Here is a 15,998-nt window from a genome sequence, read left to right as displayed (position 1 = left end):
TGAGCAGCACTACAGGTATGACAGGGTTGATTGCGCATCAGTAACGTACAGCCATAACGATGATAACAAAATATTTACTAAAAGCTGGGTTGGTTATGGGCCTTACGGTAGTGAGCCAATAAAGAGATACAGAACAGCAGAATCACTTATGAATAAGATTGATGCACTTTATCCACTTGAATCAACACAAGACGTTAGGTGTACAGCATGAGCAAGCTTGAAACCACTTTAGAATTTTACTTAGAAGCCTACAAGCTACCCAAGCCAGTAACCGAATATAAATTCCATCCCAAAAGAAGGTGGCGCTTTGACTTCGCCTGGCCAGATAAAAAGTTAGCAGTAGAGGTAGAAGGCGGCGGATGGGTAAACGGAAGGCACAACCGAGGCCAGGGCTTTGCCAACGACATGGAGAAATACCACGAAGCCATGGACCTGGGCTGGAATATATACCGTTGCAACAGTGAGCTAATCCATAGTGGCCGAGCGGTAGAGCTTATACAAAAGCTGTTGTCTGCTAGTTGCTAGTAGGCGTGCTAGACAGCCTGAGACCGATTAGGAGGACATACACACGACAAATAGAGGACACGACAGGACACAGAAAAAGGCCGCTAATACTTGAGTTAGAGCAGCTAAGACTGAATTTAAAGACAAGAAATACGACAAGCTCAATATACTCATTTGCCGCTAGTAGGCGTGCTAGAGGGGGTGAGACCAGATTTAAAGGAGACAGTATGGTAAAGATAATTCCCTTTAACAAACCCAAGCAGCAACCAAGACAAAAATGTCAGAGCCGTGATAGCAACATATACATCACTAAAGACGGCTCACCCTTCACCAACCCGAAATATAAGGAGGCAGTAAAAAGCATATTAGAAGACGCAAAAAAACTGGGCTGGTAATAACTCACGAGGATGGCATGGCAAAAATAATCCCTTTCAATAACCCCAGAAAACTACAACCCAGACAACAGCAAGAAGACAATAGCTTTATTCCATCAGAGCCAATTAATAAGAATGGTTCACTACTTGAAGACCCGAAGTATCAAGAAGCATTTAAAGCATTATTAGAAAAAGCCAAAAAGCTAGATTGGTAACCAAATACAACAATAAAAGCCTCCTACTTATCGTGCTAGAGAGGCTAAGACCATATTAGTAAGAATGAATAAACCCTTGGAGGAGTGAAGTATGGTAAATGCAAACGTAATGGCATTATTAGCCCATGGCAGTATCAACTACGAAGGTGTACCTGGCGGTACTCCCCAATTAACCGCTGAAGATGTTGCTGGTGCATTGGGTATGGGCAACCTACCACGGGAGGCGTACTTATTAGGACTACTAAAGTATGCAGGTGATAAGACTGTATTGCATGAATTGGATAGATTAGTGCAAGAGTATGTAATTCGTGTGGGGGTGAGGGAAGGTTGGCGCGAACCATGGCCAAAGGAGAAAAAGAAATCGTTATTCTTCTTCCTTCAGTTTTCCAGACAAATGATTAACGAGGTGCTTAACGAAAATATATGTAAGACATGTAATGGCACAGGTATTTATCAGCACAAGTCAGTTACTAGAAAATGTAACTGTAACAATGGCAAAAAAGAGTTAAATAAAAGTGGGCTTGCAAAAAACTGCTGCATTGCTTATAAAAATTGGCACAACACCTGGCATTCCCGTTATTTAGAATGCTTGAAACAATTACATAAGTGGGATCAAGAAATTAATTATCAACTTTTACGCTATTTATTTTCAAAAAGCAGTTGACTATCGTTATAACTCAGTTATATACTTTTTCCAGAATGTATTTTTGTGTCTAACGGAAATCATTCAAGTATAGAAAGTTTTGGGAAAAAGCCTCATCATCTGATGGGGCTTTTTTTATGCCTGCAGAAAACCATTTCCCTACTAAATATCACTATGGACAATACTAACTTATATACTGGCTCGCTTGTCAGATTAAAATCTGGTGGGCCGGTGATGACCGTTATTAATGTAAACGCTTTAACTGTCGAATGCCGTTGGTTTGATGGTGCTACTCCACATAAAGCTGTATTCCCTAAATCTGCTTTAGAGCAAGTTAATTCTTTTTAACCATGAAAATCACTAAACTCGTTGTGCATTGTTCTGATACACCGGACGATAGGGATATATCAGCTGAGGATATCCATCACTGGCATAAAGAACGGGGGTGGGATGGCATCGGTTATCACAAAGTCATTAAGCGTGATGGCACGGTTGAAAATGGACGCCCTGACTATTGGCCTGGCGCTCATGTTAAAAACTACAATCAGTACAGTTTAGGTGTTTGCTTAATTGGCCGTGATTGCATTACTTCCGCTCAGTTAGTTAGCTTAGGAAAAGTAATTGACGACTGGCTATTGAAATATCCTGATGCTGAAGTGGTAGGGCATTGTGATTTGGACTCGGGTAAAACCTGCCCTAACTTTGATGTGCCTGAGTGGTGGATTTCGGTTAAGGATATTAGGAAATATAGCCAGAATGGAATTAACGATTAGCTTTTTCATTATTCTTGCAGCCACCTTTATTGGAACTGCATTACCTGCCCTCGGTTTATTGATTTACTGTAATCATCAGCGTAGTAAGTATTCCCAAGATTATTTAAAGAGAAAAGGTAAGCTATACAGCTATGAGGAGTCACATGAATAAAGCACATTTTATTGATACCAACGGCAATCCTGCTGGTGGCACTACTTCAGGAGTTGGCTTTGCTATTGGCTGGCAGAATGGACCGCTGAATAAAGGTGATGAAAAAATGCCACGTAATGGCGCTTTTGTAGAAGATATCATAAGCGCAGCCAAAGATCGCTTAGAGTTTTATCAAGAATCTAAGTTTTGTTGTGACTATAATGCTGAAGCAATAAAGCACTTAGAGTCAGCTATTAACGTATTAAACTCACGTACTGCGAACCGAGAAAAGCGCGGTGTTGAAGGAACTCACGAAGTTTAACTAACAATGATAGCCACTATCGTCACAGCCGTTAGTAGTTTATTCCAATCCTATTTAACCAACAAACAACACAAAGCCGAACTCAAGCAAGCCGTTCACCAAAAGCAATTAGACGAAATTCAGCAAGGTAATATCAGTGCCTCAGAGCTTGATTCGATAAGTATTCAGTCGAGAGGCTGGAAAGATGACTTTTTGCTGATTATTACTGTTTTGCCCTTAGTCATTTGCTTTGTTCCTGGTATGAGCATTTATATTCAGGATGGCTTTGACGCCTTAAAAGCCAGTGTGCCGGAATGGTACTTATACGCCTTAGCCCTTGTTTTTATTGATACCTTTGGATTTAGACGAATACTGCGTAGTGTGTTAGTTCAGTATTTAACGAACAAATTTGGTAAATAACTGACAACACGGTTAGCCTGATGGTAACTGAAAAAATCATATCAAACGCCCCTTATGTCGCCAGTGTAGTCACTGTGATTGCTGGTCTAACACTCAAAGACTGGGGTGTCATTATCGGTATTATTCTTACCACGATTACTGTTGTTGTGAATTGGGTGTACAAGCATCGACAGGATAAGCGGGAGACGGTTTTATTTTATCAGCAGGTGAACCAACCATCCGAAGCAGAAGATAATTAACCCCCAACCTTTGCCCACACCCTGTGGGCTTTTTTTAAAACAATAAAGAAGATAGGTACATTATGAATATTATCTCATTTGAGTTTAAGAACTCTTCAGTCCGAGTTGTTGATAAGAATGGTGAACCTTGGTTTATTGCTAAGGATGTTGCCGATGTATTAGGTTATTCACTTCCAAGCGCAATGACTCGGCATTTAGATAGTGATGAAAAGGGTATGTCAATTGTGCATACCCTTGGTGGAGCCCAAGAGTTACAGGCTATTAACGAATCTGGCCTATTCTCAGCTATCCTAAGAAGTCGCCGCCCTGAAGCAAAAGCTTTCAAAAAATGGGTTACCAGTGAGGTGCTACCCAGCATTCGTAAAAATGGTGGTTATATTACAGGCCAGGAAAATAGTGACGACCCAACTGTGATAATGGCTAGAGCAATTCAAGTAGCGCAGTCAGTTATTGATTCGCATAAAGTTCGTTTAGATGTAGCAAGAGAAATTATTGAAGAAGATAAACCTAAAGTTGAATTTCATGATCAAGTAGCCAAAGCTCCAGATGCAATTTCAGTAGGAGACGCAGCTCAAATTATTGGTACTGGCCGCAATCGCTTATTTGAATATATGCGACAGATAGGCTGGGTAACACGATATAATCAGCCTTATCAACAAAAAATAGAGCAAGGGCTATTAAATGTTAAGCTGAGTCAATTCGAACATCCTGAGGAAGGGCTAAAACAAAAAATAACAACCCTAGTAACAGGTAAAGGCTTAACCAAACTACAGAGTATGTGGCAGCAGCTCCATTAGTGGAATTTATAATACTGAAGCCAATTATAACAATAATTGATAAGTAGTCAGTCACAATCGCTACTGTTATAATGGCTGGCTTTTACACAGTCTCGGTAGGATTGTTTTGACACAAGTAAATATGAAAACCACTATCAATTCTTTATTAGTATACCTATGTATAAGTTTATCTCCTATGACTTATGCAGCCTCGTCTGACTCAGACTTAATTCAGTCAACGAAAGATAAAGATGCTGAAGCTGTATCAAAACACTTAAACGAAGGAGAAAGTACAGCTAATAAAGAAGCAGCATTGCTTCTAGCAACAATGCTTGGCTTTGATACTGGTGTAGCGTTACTTCTAGAATTTGGAACAGATGAAAACATAATAGATAAAGAAGGGAATACTCTTTTAGCAGTTGCCTCATTTTATAACCATGCAGGAATTGCAAAAATGTTGATAAATAAGGGGGCAGATATTAATGCAAAGCCATTTGAGGGTATATCTCCTCTTATGCTAGCTTCATCTAAAAATAATATTGAAGTTATTAAGGTTCTTGTAGATAAAGGTGTAAACATTAATTTTAATTCTAACTCCGATAAAGCAACTGCACTCATGGTTGCAGCTCAAAACGGCCATTTTGAAACAGTAAAATTTCTTGTCGAGTCAGGTGCAAAAACCGAGATGAAAGATAGCAAAGGAAGTACAGCATTAGACTTTGCACTCTGGCAGGATCACTTAGAAATTGCCACATATTTAGATGAAATAAGACGCAAGTTAAAAAATAAAAAATGAATTTGTATCTACACTAATAATAAAGGCCCACTTCGGTGGGCTTTTTTTATGGAGAAAATTATGAGATTAATTTTATTGGTAGTGGTTATGGTTTCAATATTTAATTATTCACTGGCTACTACTGACGTAGACTCCAGCACTCAAGAGCATCATGCCTAAACGCACACCACGCCCCTGTCGTTCATTAGGCTGTAGTGGATTAACTCGTGAAAGACACGGCTATTGTGAGCAACATAAACAACAGGCTTCAGGCTGGACACAGTGGCAAAAGAACAAAGGCAACCGCCATCAACGTGGTTACGGTAAGCAATGGGAAAGACTACGCAAGCTGGTCTTAGAACGTGATACTTACTTGTGCCAAGTGTGTTTATTAATGAATAAATACACACCTGCGAATATTGTTGATCACATTAAACCTAAGAGCCAAGGTGGTAATGATGCGCTTGAAAATCTACAGGCTATCTGTCGTCCTTGTCACCAGAAAAAAACAGATCAAGAAAAAAATCATCAGCGCTGAGACTGCCTGAGAAGCCTTCTAAGCAATCCTACCCACCAATAATGGCAAGGTATTAATAATAATGCTATAGGGGGGCGGGGTTAATCTCTGGGGCTTGTAGCTAGGTATCGAGCGCTTCAAGAATTTTTTTATTCCCGCGAAATTAAAAATTACAACATGCGATGGCTAGAGGTCGAAAACCAAAGCCCACCCAGCAGAAGTTACTCGCAGGGAATCCCGGTAAACGGGCTTTAAATCAAGATGAGCCGAGTTACGGTGCACTTACCAATGTTGACCCACCCAACTGGTTGGATGCCACTGCAACCGAACTATGGAGCTACTTAGCCCCCAAGTTAATCAAGAGTGGTGTACTGACTGAGGTTGACTTCCATAACCTGGAAATCTTTTGTACGGCTTACGCGCGCTGGCGGGCCGCTGAAGACGCGATCGAGCAACACGGCATTATGGTCATGGATAACAAGGGTAACTTAAAGAAAAACCCAGCGTGTACGGTGGCGAACGAATCCATTAAGCAAGTGGATAGCTACGGTGCCAAGTTGGGCCTTGATCCTGCCAGTCGTGCTCGGTTAGCGGTTGGCCAGCCAGCGGAAGAAACCAACGAATTTAATCTATGACGAATTACGAGCGCGCTGAACATTATGCGAAAGCGGTGGTCTCTGGTGACATACCGGCTTGCCAATACGTTATTCAAGCGTGTCAGCGCCATTTAACTGATTTAACCAAAGTCGATGATCCTGATTACCCTTATTATTTTGACGAAGAAAAAGCCGAGCGAATTTGTAAATTTGTTCAGCTACTGCCGCATACCAAAGGCAAGTGGGCTTCTAAAAAGCAAAATATTCAGTTAGAGCCCTGGCAGTGTTTTGCGTTTGGTGTGCCATTTGGTTGGTGCAGAAAAAAAGACCACACCCGCCGTTATCGTGAGGTGTATTACGAAGTCCCCCGTAAAAATGGCAAGTCCATTTTAGCAGCAGGTGTTGGTTTATATTGCTTTGCGATGGACGATGAATTTGGTGCAGAAGTTTACTCGGGGGCAACCACTGAAAAACAAGCTTGGGAGGTGTTTCGACCGGCCAAGATCATGGTGGAGAAAAGGCCAAAGTTACAGAAACATGCAGGCATTCAAGTCAATGCCAAAAACATGCATATTGTGTTAGATCATGCTCGCTTTGAGCCGTTGATTGGTAACCCAGGTGATGGTTCTTCTCCTAGCTGCGCGTTAATTGATGAGTATCACGAGCATCAAACCAGTGACTTATATGACACCATGCGTTCAGGCATGGGAGCCAGAGAACAACCGTTATTATTTGTGATTACCACGGCAGGCTTTAACATTGCTGGGCCTTGTTATGACAAACGACAAGAGGTGATTAATATCCTTAACGGTTCCGTGCCGAATGATGAACTGTGGGGACTCATTTATACCATTGATGAAGACGACGACTGGACCCAACCGGAAGCATTAATTAAAGCGAATCCGAATTACAATGTGTCGGTATTGGAGGATTTTTTATTATCCCAGCAAGCCAGTGCCGTCGCCAATGCTAGCCGCCAAAATCCATTTAAAACGAAGCACCTGAATGTTTGGGTCAATGCCCGAGAAGCCTGGATTAATTTAGTCGATTGGCATCGCTGTTGTGACAAAGGGTTATCCATTGACGATTTTAAAGGCGATGAGGCTGTATTTGCGATTGACCTTTCATCACACATTGATATTTGTTCTTTTGTGCAGGTATTTACCCGTCAAGTCGCGGATAAACAGCATTATTATGCCTTTTCTCGTCACTATTTACCGGAAGACACAATCTATGACGAGAATAATAAAAACCACTCCGCGTATCAGCAGTGGTTAAATGAAGGGTATTTAACGAAAACTGATGGGGCTGAAATTGATTACAGCCAAGTCAGGCAAGAGATATTAGAGCTTTCCGAGCAACATCAAGTAAGAGAAATTCCCCATGACCCTTGGGGAGCGGTACAACTGGCACAAGAACTGGATCAGTACAATTTAAGTCCGGTTAAATTTCCCCAAACCACGTCCAACTTTTCACCCGCGATGAAAGAGTTAGAGGCAGCCATAAAAGCCCAACGCTTTCACCATGATGGTAATCCGATATTAACTTGGATGATGTCAAACGTAACGGTAAAAGAAGACGCTAATGAGAACATCTTTCCGCGCAAAGAAAAGCCCCATAACAAAATTGATGGTGCTGTTGCATTAATTATGGGAATTGGCCGTTCCATGCTCGACGACGACAGCCCCTCATTAAATAAAGCCTACGAAAACCACGGCATTCGTTTTCTATGAGTTTTTTTAAAAAATTGTTTACCAAGAGTCAGGCAGCCCCGTTTGATTCCCATGGACTATTGCAAGCACTGGGAGTTGGCTATGAAACCGATACTAATATCACCGTTACGCCTGAGAGCGCCATGCGTTGCTGTACCGTGTTTTCCTGTATTCGGGTATTGGCTGAATCAGTTGGCCAGTTACCGCTGAATTACTTTGTGCAGCAAGGTGAAAAACGGGTAAAAGCCACTGGGAATCGTCTTTATCACCTACTTAAACTGTCGCCAAACAGTTATATGACGTCCCAAGAGTTATGGGAATTGTGCATTACTCATTTATGTTTGCGCGGTAATTTTTACGCCTATAAAAATACAGTCAAAGGTGAGCTACGGGAATTATTACCCTTAAACCCGGATAATGTAGAACCCAAATTATTGGATGATTACACCCTGGTTTATGATGTCACCTTTGCCAATGGTAGCCGTGACATTCTTACTGCTGACCAAGTCTTCCATGTAAAGGGTTTTTCCGTTGATGGCATCAAAGGCGTGTCACCCATTAGTTATGCCCGCAATGCCATTGGCTTGGGGTTAGCCACTGAAAAACACGGCGCTAAATTGTTCAGTAATGGGGCTCGTCCAGGGGGCATTTTAAGTACGGACCAAACCTTAAATGATGATGTGGTTAAGCGGGTCAAACAAAGCTGGGACGATCAATATCAAGGGTTAGATAATGCCCATAAAGTTGCGATTTTAGAGGCTGGCTTAAAATGGGTGAGCGTGGGCATGACGTCAGATGATGCCCAGTTTTTAGAAACCCGCAAATACCAACGTTCGGAAATCTGTGGATTATTTCGAGTGCCACCCCACATGGTGGGTGATTTAGAAAAAGCCACGTTTTCCAATATTGAGCATCAAGCACAAGAATTTGTGGTTAATGCACTGGTGCCGTATTTAACCCGGATTGAGCAGCGCATTCAGGTGAGTTTAATTCCTGAAGCCAAGCGTGCCAGCCACTTTGCCAAGTTTAATGTAAATAGCCTGTTGCGTGGGGACATGAAATCCCGAGCTGAGTTTTACACCAAGCTGCAGCAAACCGGCTCACTATCTCCCAATGAAATTCGGGCGCTGGAAGATTTAGACCCAAGGGACGGTGGCGATATTTATTTAACCCCTATGAATATGCTGATTAATGGTAAAGAGCCAGAGAAAAATGAAACTAACTAAGATTGCGAAACCGTTTGAAATTAAATCGGTAGACGAGTCAGGGGTATTTGCAGGCTATGGCTCAGTGTTTGAAGTAGAAGACAGTTATGGTGACGTGGTTGAAAAAGGGGCTTTTTTACAATCACTGAATCAGTGGCAACAGAAAAATAAATTACCGGCTTTATTGTGGCAGCATCGTTATGACGAGCCTATCGGCGTCTATACCAAAATGGTGGAAGATAACCACGGCCTGTATGTTGAGGGGAAATTATTAATTGACGATGACCCCTTAGCAAAGCGGGCTTATGCCCATTTAAAAGCCGGTTCCGTCACTGGGTTATCAATTGGCTTTACTCTTCCCAAGGGTGGTGGTGAATGGGATGAAGACACCGACACCTATCGTCTAAAGCAAGTGAAATTATGGGAAGTGTCCTTGGTGACATTTCCTGCCAATGAATCGGCCACGGTTGATGGCGTTAAATCGGCCATTGACGGTGGTCCAAAAACGTTTGAGCGATTCCTGCGCGAGGCCGGTTTATCGCGAGCCCAAGCCAAAGGCTTAATGGCTGATGGTTATCACGCCTTGAATCAGCGAGACGCTGAGTTATCAAGTACCGTGAATCAATTGCAATCCCTTATTCAAACCTTAAAAGGATAAATCAATGGCTTACGCTGAAGATATTAATAAGACAATTGAGGAATTAGGTGGTGCCTTTAATGAGTTTAAAAAAACCAATGATGATCGCTTAACTACCTTGGAAAAAGGTGACGCGCAGGATGGATTGGTTGAAGGTAAATTGAAGGCGATCAATGACAAACTCTCGGAGCTGGAAAAGTTAAAAGGCCAGTTTGAAGAGCTGGAAACCAAGGCGAATCGACCTGGCAGCACGTTTGGTGGTAAACAACAAAACGCCGAATATGAAAAAGCCTTTGATCAATTTGTCAGAAAAGGCAAAACCGACCAGATTGATGAATTAAAAACGAAAGCCATGCAAACCGGCAATGATGAAGATGGCGGTTATGCAGTACCGGAACAATTAGACCGGCAAATTATCGATTTTGGCCGTGATCAAGTGGTGATGCGTTCGGTTTGCTCCAGCCAAACCTTATCAACGCCTGAGTTTAAAAAACTACGCAAAGAAGGCCGAGCGACATCGGGCTGGGTAGGGGAAACGGACCCAAGGCCACAAACGGATACCCCTAAACTCAAAACGATTACACCCACCTGGGGAGAGATTTACGCCAACCCTGAAGCCACGCAAACCATGCTGGATGATGCATTTTTTAATGTACAACAGTTTTTAGTGGGGGAAGTTGGTGAAGAATTTAGCGAGCAAGAAGAAATTGCCTTTACCCGTGGTGATGGTAATGATAAACCAAAGGGATTGTTTGCTTATCCTCGCACCCTGGAAACCGACGATAAAAGAGCCTTTGGCAAATTGCAGTATTTGGATACCGCCACCGCTAAACTCGAAGCCGATGATCTGTTAAAGCTGCTATACGCTTTGAAACGTAAATACCGCACCGGTGCCCGCTGGATGATGAACAGCACCAGTGTTGGGCAAGTACGACTGATGAAGGATAATGACGGTAATTATTTATGGAGCCCTGGCTTACAAGCCGGTGAGCCTTCGCGGCTGCTAGGTTATTCGCTGACGGAAAATGAACAAGTCGATGACATTGCTGCGAAAAAAGCGCCGATATCCTTTGGTAATTTTAAGCGGGCTTATTTGATCTTAGATCGGATTGGTACCCGGGTATTGCGCGACCCTTACACCAATAAGCCCTTTGTGTCGTTTTATACCACCAAGCGCGTGGGTAATATGTTGCTGGATAGTAATGCTGTTAAGGTATTACAAATCAAAGGGGGCTAATTATGGGCGGGGAAACCCGCCTTTAGTTATTTATGATTGAACTCAACCTAGTAAAAAAACACCTCAATGTTGATGAGGAGTTTACGGAAGATGACGCTTATTTGCAGGTATTAATAGAAGCGGCTGTTGCCCATTTTGAAAGCACCACACAACGCCCGCTCGTGCAAGAAAACCCTACTGATACCGCTGTAGTTATCACTCGTGAAATTGAAATTGGTTTATTAATGCTCATTGGCCACTGGTATAACAACCGGGAGTCTGTAGTGATTGGCGGGGTTGTCAGTGAATTACCGTTATCTACCCAAACTATTTGGAATAAATACCGTTTTAAATCCCTATGAGAGCCGGCCGCTTAAAACATCGTATTACCATTGAAAAACCTGAGTTAATTAAAGATGAATTCGGCCAACCGACTAAAACCTGGGTAACGGTATGTCAAACCCGAGCGGCCATTGACCCCATATCAGGTAAAGAGTTTTTTGCAGCCCAGCAAATTAATAATGCGATTAATTACAAAATAACGATTCGTTATCGGCCTGGGATTAAATCGCAGTTTCGGGTGAAGTATAAAGACCGTACTTTTGAAATTCATGCGCCACTTAACCCAAGAGAAGCCAACCGCGAACTGCTACTCATGTGTGAAGAGCATGAAACTTGATATTAATTTACGGGATGTTGAAGAGTTAACTGAACAACTTCGAGATGTAGAAGAAAAACTGATTAATCGGGCGGTACGGCAAGGCTTATTAGAAATCATTAAGCCGGTTAAAAAGCAGATGAAGCAAAACGCGCCAGTTGATACCGGTGAGCTTAAAAAAGCGATTAATCATAAATCCTTTGCTAAAGACCAATTTGCAGTGGTTTACTCCGGCATTTCACAAAAAAAACACCAGCCATCCGTCGTACAAAAAGCATTAGCCATGGAATATGGCAATGAACGGCAAAAAGCTAAAAAGCCCTTTATTCAACCCGCTGTTGATCAATCCAATTTTTCCAATGCCAAGCAGGAGGTTATCGAGCTGATTGAAAAACGGCTTGATGAATTGCTAAATGATTGAAATTAAAATCCAACAAACATTATCTGCATTAGTCGATGATCGGGCTTATCCCACAATATTACCGGAACAAGCCAAATATCCCGCCATTACTTACCATCGGGTGAATGCAGCCCAAGGCAGTGGTCGTATTAATACCACGGATATTACTGGGCAAAACAGCGTATTTCAGGTGGTAATCTGGAGTAAAAACTACGGCCAGGCTCATTTGCTACAAAAGCAGTGTATTACTGAATTGGCTGGGTTGGGCTTGCAACTAAACTCCAGTGCTGATGGCTTTGAGTCAGAAAAAATGCTGCATTCCGTCATTATGGAGTTTGAGTGCTGGGGCGATTTAGCGTTAACGGCTGATCGCCAAAGCACGCCCACTAAAAGCCCAATAAAGCAGTTTTTACATAGTGTACAGCATCAGCTGTCTGTTATTTCAGAAACAAGCCTCAGCGATTACCAGCTGATTCAGCCGGTATTACCTACCATTGTCGTTAAACTCCAACAGATTAAACCTGCTGATGATTGGAATGGACCAGGGGCCGTTAAGTGTTTTATGGCAGCCCATTGTTACCATCAAGTGGGTTACGCTGAAGACTTGGCAGCTCAGGTATCGCTTAAGATCAATGCCAATCAATGGGATTTGGGCGAAGCACTGGACTATCCCACGGATATTAGTGCCGATCAGCAAGTCATGATATTAGGTGGCGAGCCTTATGAACGTTGGCAAATCAAATGGCAGCAAGTTATAAGAACTGAAGCCTCAATCTGGCAAGACAGCGGAACCCCGCCAACCACTGTTTTATGCAATGATGCCCCAGAGATAGGAATCCCTCACGAAGATGACTACCGAGTTGTTTCGAGTAAATGAGCTTTACCGGCTACTGGTTAATTTAATTCGACCAGGCACTATCCATCAAGTTGATCACCAGCGCACACGAGTAAGAGTGCAAATCGATCAATTAACCACTGGCTGGTTACCCTGGCTTACAACAAGAGCCGGTTATGACCAAAGTTGGTGGGCACCGGAAGTGGGTGAACAAGTGATTGTGTTATCACCCAGTGGTGAGCTAGCCAATGGGTTTGTGTTACCTGCTGTCTATCAAAACAAGCATCCAGCTCCTAGCCATGATCCTGATGAATCGGTGTGGCAGTTTAAAAATCATGCTCGGTTTAGCTATCACCGAGGCAATGATGAATTAACGATTCATTTAACGGGCGCAGGTAACACCAAACTGATTAGTCCTGAAGGTATTCATTTTGTGGGTGACCTGTTTGTTGAAGGCAACATTAAAGCGACTCAAGAGATCACCGATCACACGCGAAGCATGCAGGGTGATCGGGATATTTATAACGGACACCAGCATGATGTTGTAGGGCATAGCACTGCGGTTCCTACAGGTAATAAGCAATAGCATTGCCAAACGTTGTTTGTTTAATTAATATACACGCGCTACCAAATCTAGCATTAAAGCAAGTTGTGGAGAAGTTCGTGAAAGAGCCTTATGCAGTACCTGAATCAAGTCTTGAAGACTGTAAAATAGAATCAATAAGTACGCGTGCTTTACTGTTATCGCTAGGGCTGCTTGTTTTTTCTTTATTTATCCATATTGGGGTAGTTTTTGTTATTCCACAGTTTTTAGAAGTCTTTGCTGGTTTTGGGGCTGATTTACCAGCCATAACACAATTTGTTTTAAAAACTCATCGATATTATTTCTTAGTATTTCTGCTTCTTTTACCTATTTGCATTCTTCTTTACAGAAGAAGATTAATTCACAAAGGTAAAGAAAAACAACGTAAGCACCCATTGCTTGCTTATTCAGTTTTGGCGCTTTTGTTAACACTAGCTATTCAAGGGTTTGTAATGATTTCTATGTATATACCTATATTTTATTTAGGGTCAGTGGTATAAAAATTCTGTAATAGCATTAAATTTTAGTAGCTAATCGTTTTAGTAATTAACTCCTCTAAAATATTTTATGAAAGGCACTCACCGACAAACCGGTAAACCCCTTTCTAACCTCGATCACCTCCGCCAATCCATCACTGATATATTAACCACCCGCATTGGAACCCGACTGATGCGGCGTGATTATGGCAGCCGTTTGCCTGAATTAGTGGACCGCCCCATGAATGGTCAGTGGTTAGTGGAAATCTACGCGGCAACCGCTGAAGCCTTAATCCGTTGGGAACCACGCATAAAAGTCAACAAAGTTCAGGCTTATCGCGGCGAGCCAGGTGAGTTATTGATTGCGTTAGAAGGGATTTATTTACCTGAAGGCAAACCCATTACGTTGGATGGCATCATTATATGAGCGAATTTACTGCCATTGATTTATCACAGTTACCTGCACCGGATGTAATCGAGCAAATCGATTATGAAATGGTCCTAGCATCAATGCTTGATGACCTACAAAAACGCGATAGCAGTTTTACTGCACTGGTCGAATCAGACCCTGCGATGAAGATTTTAGAGGTCTGCGCTTATCGTGAAATGCTGATTCGACAGCAGTTTAATGAACGGGCTAAGGCTGTCATGCTGGCATATGCAGTGGGTAGTGATTTAGATCATTTAGGCGCTAATTACGGTGTAAAACGTAAAGTGATTGATTCAGGTGATGATAGCCAAATACCACCAAAACCACCGATTATGGAGACTGACGAAGACTTTAGGCGTCGTATTCAATTAGGGCCTGAAGGTTATTCAACGGCTGGACCAGTTGGGGCTTATTTAGCTCATGCGCATAATGCCCATGATCAAATTGCTGATGTCTCTGTGTATTCTGATGAGCCTGGCGAGGTAATTATTACTTTTTTACGGCGACCTTTAGCTAATGAAGCAGATATGGCGCCTGATGAAGAAATCAAACAAGCGTTGTTAACCGCTTTAAATGATGAAGATGTTAGACCGCTGACAGATCATATTACCGTGCAAGCCGCCGAAATTATCGATTACTCAATTAATGCAAAATTACACGTACAACAAGGGCCGTCTTCTAAAGCGATTATCGATACAGCTACCACAGCATTAAATGAATATGTAGAGCAGTGTTATAAACTGGGTAAAACCGTAGCCTTATCCGGTATTTATGATGCGCTCCATATGGGTGGCGTTACCCGTGTGGAATTACTTTCACCCACAGCCGATATTCAAGCCAAAGTCTTTCAAGCACCTAAAGCTAAGTCTATTACAACCAATCTCACATGAGCTTATTACCCAGTAATGCTAGCCCATTAGAGCAAGCATTATCCGACAATACCCAACGGTTTAGTGATATCCCTGCTTACCCGAATAGTGTCTGGAACCCTGATACCTGTTCTGACAATTGCTTACCTTGGTTAGCCTGGGCCTTATCGGTAGATGAATGGGACGAAGCCTGGGAAGAACAAACCAAGCGTAATGTTATAAAAGCATCAATAGAAGTACATCGCCATAAAGGCACGCTTGGCGCAGTAAAAAAAGCTTTGGCTGCAACCGGTGTGGATATCACGGTAACCGAATGGTTTGAATATAACGGCCAGCCTTATACGTTTAAAGCCGATGTTAACTTAGAAACCCGTGGCCTCACTGAAAAAGAATATGAAAACATTAATCGGCTAATTAAACAGACGAAAAATGTACGCAGTCATTTTGATTTAACCATTTATTTAACCAATAAAGCCAAAGTACCGCGTCTAGCTACCAGCTGCCAGCAAGGCCAACAAACAACAGTTATTCCTCATTTAACTAAACAAATTGATAGTCAATTTTGTAGTTGTCTAACATCTGGCTATCAAACTGTAGCAAAACATACTGTACTTCCAAAAATTACAACTCATTTAGAAAGCCAACTTTGTCGATTTGCTGCGAGCGGCTTCCAATCAATCAACATCTTAACTATTCGTCCGAAAGGAGCTTAAA

Annotated in this window: 27 protein-coding genes; all 27 read left to right on the top strand. The window is 42.2% G+C overall.

Annotation, left to right across the window (positions count from 1 at the left end; genetic code table 11):
• Positions 1-207: 207 nt before the first annotated feature.
• The 27 genes from OQE68_RS12155 (at position 208) to OQE68_RS12025 (ending at position 15,997) form a co-directional block, all read left to right on the top strand.
• Positions 208-525, top strand: coding sequence for a putative endonuclease domain-containing protein (locus OQE68_RS12155; protein WP_266195657.1), 318 nt, complete (start codon positions 208-210; stop codon positions 523-525).
• Between the two features lie 206 nt (positions 526-731).
• Positions 732-899 (top strand): hypothetical protein, encoded by a 168-nt coding sequence (locus OQE68_RS12150; RefSeq protein WP_180572122.1) that lies wholly within the window; start codon positions 732-734, stop codon positions 897-899.
• Between the two features lie 17 nt (positions 900-916).
• Complete coding sequence (locus tag OQE68_RS12145) at positions 917-1,093, top strand: hypothetical protein (RefSeq protein WP_180572123.1); 177 nt, start codon at positions 917-919, stop codon at positions 1,091-1,093.
• Between the two features lie 91 nt (positions 1,094-1,184).
• A complete protein-coding gene (locus OQE68_RS12140; protein WP_180572170.1) occupies positions 1,185-1,757 on the top strand; it encodes a hypothetical protein in 573 nt (190 codons plus the stop codon).
• 45 nt (positions 1,758-1,802) lie between these two features.
• Positions 1,803-2,084, top strand: a complete 282-nt coding sequence (locus OQE68_RS30830; protein WP_266195656.1) for a YodC family protein — start codon at positions 1,803-1,805, stop codon at positions 2,082-2,084.
• 2 nt (positions 2,085-2,086) lie between these two features.
• Positions 2,087-2,509, top strand: a complete 423-nt coding sequence (locus OQE68_RS12130; RefSeq protein WP_266195655.1) for an N-acetylmuramoyl-L-alanine amidase — start codon at positions 2,087-2,089, stop codon at positions 2,507-2,509.
• Positions 2,493-2,660 carry a hypothetical protein gene (locus OQE68_RS12125; RefSeq protein WP_180572199.1) on the top strand — a complete coding sequence of 56 codons (168 nt, stop codon included), beginning with the start codon at positions 2,493-2,495 and terminating at the stop codon, positions 2,658-2,660. The genes OQE68_RS12130 and OQE68_RS12125 overlap by 17 nt, the downstream gene beginning before the upstream one ends.
• Complete coding sequence (locus tag OQE68_RS12120; protein WP_180572200.1) at positions 2,653-2,961, top strand: Acb2/Tad1 domain-containing protein; 309 nt, start codon at positions 2,653-2,655, stop codon at positions 2,959-2,961. Before OQE68_RS12125 ends, OQE68_RS12120 begins: the two co-directional genes overlap by 8 nt.
• 6 nt (positions 2,962-2,967) lie before the next feature.
• Positions 2,968-3,360 (top strand): hypothetical protein, encoded by a 393-nt coding sequence (locus OQE68_RS12115; RefSeq protein ID WP_266195654.1) that lies wholly within the window; start codon positions 2,968-2,970, stop codon positions 3,358-3,360.
• A 20-nt stretch (positions 3,361-3,380) separates the two neighbouring features.
• Positions 3,381-3,599, top strand: coding sequence for an HP1 family phage holin (locus OQE68_RS12110; RefSeq protein WP_180572024.1), 219 nt, complete (start codon positions 3,381-3,383; stop codon positions 3,597-3,599).
• Positions 3,600-3,661: 62 nt separating this feature from the next.
• Positions 3,662-4,396 (top strand): BRO family protein, encoded by a 735-nt coding sequence (locus OQE68_RS12105; protein WP_266195653.1) that lies wholly within the window; start codon positions 3,662-3,664, stop codon positions 4,394-4,396.
• 175 nt (positions 4,397-4,571) lie between these two features.
• Positions 4,572-5,171 carry an ankyrin repeat domain-containing protein gene (locus OQE68_RS12100; protein WP_266195652.1) on the top strand — a complete coding sequence of 200 codons (600 nt, stop codon included), beginning with the start codon at positions 4,572-4,574 and terminating at the stop codon, positions 5,169-5,171.
• Between the two features lie 151 nt (positions 5,172-5,322).
• Positions 5,323-5,688, top strand: coding sequence for an HNH endonuclease (locus OQE68_RS12095; protein WP_266195651.1), 366 nt, complete (start codon positions 5,323-5,325; stop codon positions 5,686-5,688).
• Positions 5,689-5,849: 161 nt separating this feature from the next.
• On the top strand, positions 5,850-6,302 hold the full coding sequence (locus OQE68_RS12090; protein ID WP_266195468.1) for a phage terminase small subunit P27 family: 453 nt from the start codon (positions 5,850-5,852) through the stop codon (positions 6,300-6,302).
• Positions 6,299-7,996 carry a terminase large subunit gene (locus OQE68_RS12085; RefSeq protein WP_180571515.1) on the top strand — a complete coding sequence of 566 codons (1,698 nt, stop codon included), beginning with the start codon at positions 6,299-6,301 and terminating at the stop codon, positions 7,994-7,996. Before OQE68_RS12090 ends, OQE68_RS12085 begins: the two co-directional genes overlap by 4 nt.
• Entirely contained in the window at positions 7,993-9,201 is a 1,209-nt protein-coding gene (locus OQE68_RS12080) for a phage portal protein (RefSeq protein ID WP_266195467.1), read from the top strand. Before OQE68_RS12085 ends, OQE68_RS12080 begins: the two co-directional genes overlap by 4 nt.
• Positions 9,188-9,838 carry an HK97 family phage prohead protease gene (locus OQE68_RS12075; protein ID WP_180571513.1) on the top strand — a complete coding sequence of 217 codons (651 nt, stop codon included), beginning with the start codon at positions 9,188-9,190 and terminating at the stop codon, positions 9,836-9,838. Before OQE68_RS12080 ends, OQE68_RS12075 begins: the two co-directional genes overlap by 14 nt.
• A gap of 4 nt (positions 9,839-9,842) precedes the next feature.
• Complete coding sequence (locus tag OQE68_RS12070; protein ID WP_266195650.1) at positions 9,843-11,054, top strand: phage major capsid protein; 1,212 nt, start codon at positions 9,843-9,845, stop codon at positions 11,052-11,054.
• A gap of 32 nt (positions 11,055-11,086) precedes the next feature.
• Positions 11,087-11,395, top strand: coding sequence for a head-tail connector protein (locus OQE68_RS12065; protein WP_266195465.1), 309 nt, complete (start codon positions 11,087-11,089; stop codon positions 11,393-11,395).
• Entirely contained in the window at positions 11,392-11,712 is a 321-nt protein-coding gene (locus tag OQE68_RS12060) for a phage head closure protein (RefSeq protein ID WP_180571509.1), read from the top strand. Before OQE68_RS12065 ends, OQE68_RS12060 begins: the two co-directional genes overlap by 4 nt.
• Positions 11,702-12,112 carry an HK97-gp10 family putative phage morphogenesis protein gene (locus OQE68_RS12055; RefSeq protein ID WP_180571508.1) on the top strand — a complete coding sequence of 137 codons (411 nt, stop codon included), beginning with the start codon at positions 11,702-11,704 and terminating at the stop codon, positions 12,110-12,112. Before OQE68_RS12060 ends, OQE68_RS12055 begins: the two co-directional genes overlap by 11 nt.
• Complete coding sequence (locus OQE68_RS12050; protein ID WP_266195649.1) at positions 12,105-12,968, top strand: hypothetical protein; 864 nt, start codon at positions 12,105-12,107, stop codon at positions 12,966-12,968. Before OQE68_RS12055 ends, OQE68_RS12050 begins: the two co-directional genes overlap by 8 nt.
• Positions 12,940-13,512, top strand: a complete 573-nt coding sequence (locus tag OQE68_RS12045; protein ID WP_266195648.1) for a phage baseplate assembly protein V — start codon at positions 12,940-12,942, stop codon at positions 13,510-13,512. Before OQE68_RS12050 ends, OQE68_RS12045 begins: the two co-directional genes overlap by 29 nt.
• A gap of 77 nt (positions 13,513-13,589) precedes the next feature.
• On the top strand, positions 13,590-14,009 hold the full coding sequence (locus tag OQE68_RS12040) for a hypothetical protein (protein ID WP_180571837.1): 420 nt from the start codon (positions 13,590-13,592) through the stop codon (positions 14,007-14,009).
• A 67-nt stretch (positions 14,010-14,076) separates the two neighbouring features.
• Positions 14,077-14,412: a GPW/gp25 family protein gene (locus OQE68_RS12035; RefSeq protein ID WP_266195647.1), complete on the top strand. Its 336-nt coding sequence runs from the start codon at positions 14,077-14,079 to the stop codon at positions 14,410-14,412.
• Positions 14,409-15,305, top strand: coding sequence for a baseplate assembly protein (locus tag OQE68_RS12030; RefSeq protein WP_180572056.1), 897 nt, complete (start codon positions 14,409-14,411; stop codon positions 15,303-15,305). The genes OQE68_RS12035 and OQE68_RS12030 overlap by 4 nt, the downstream gene beginning before the upstream one ends.
• A complete protein-coding gene (locus OQE68_RS12025) occupies positions 15,302-15,997 on the top strand; it encodes a phage tail protein I (protein WP_180571856.1) in 696 nt (231 codons plus the stop codon). Before OQE68_RS12030 ends, OQE68_RS12025 begins: the two co-directional genes overlap by 4 nt.
• Position 15,998 lies beyond the last annotated feature (1 nt).

Source organism: Spartinivicinus marinus (assembly GCF_026309355.1).
In the GTDB taxonomy this organism is placed as follows: Bacteria; Pseudomonadota; Gammaproteobacteria; order Pseudomonadales; family Zooshikellaceae; genus Spartinivicinus; species Spartinivicinus marinus.
This window is presented reverse-complemented; position numbering and strand designations above follow the sequence as displayed.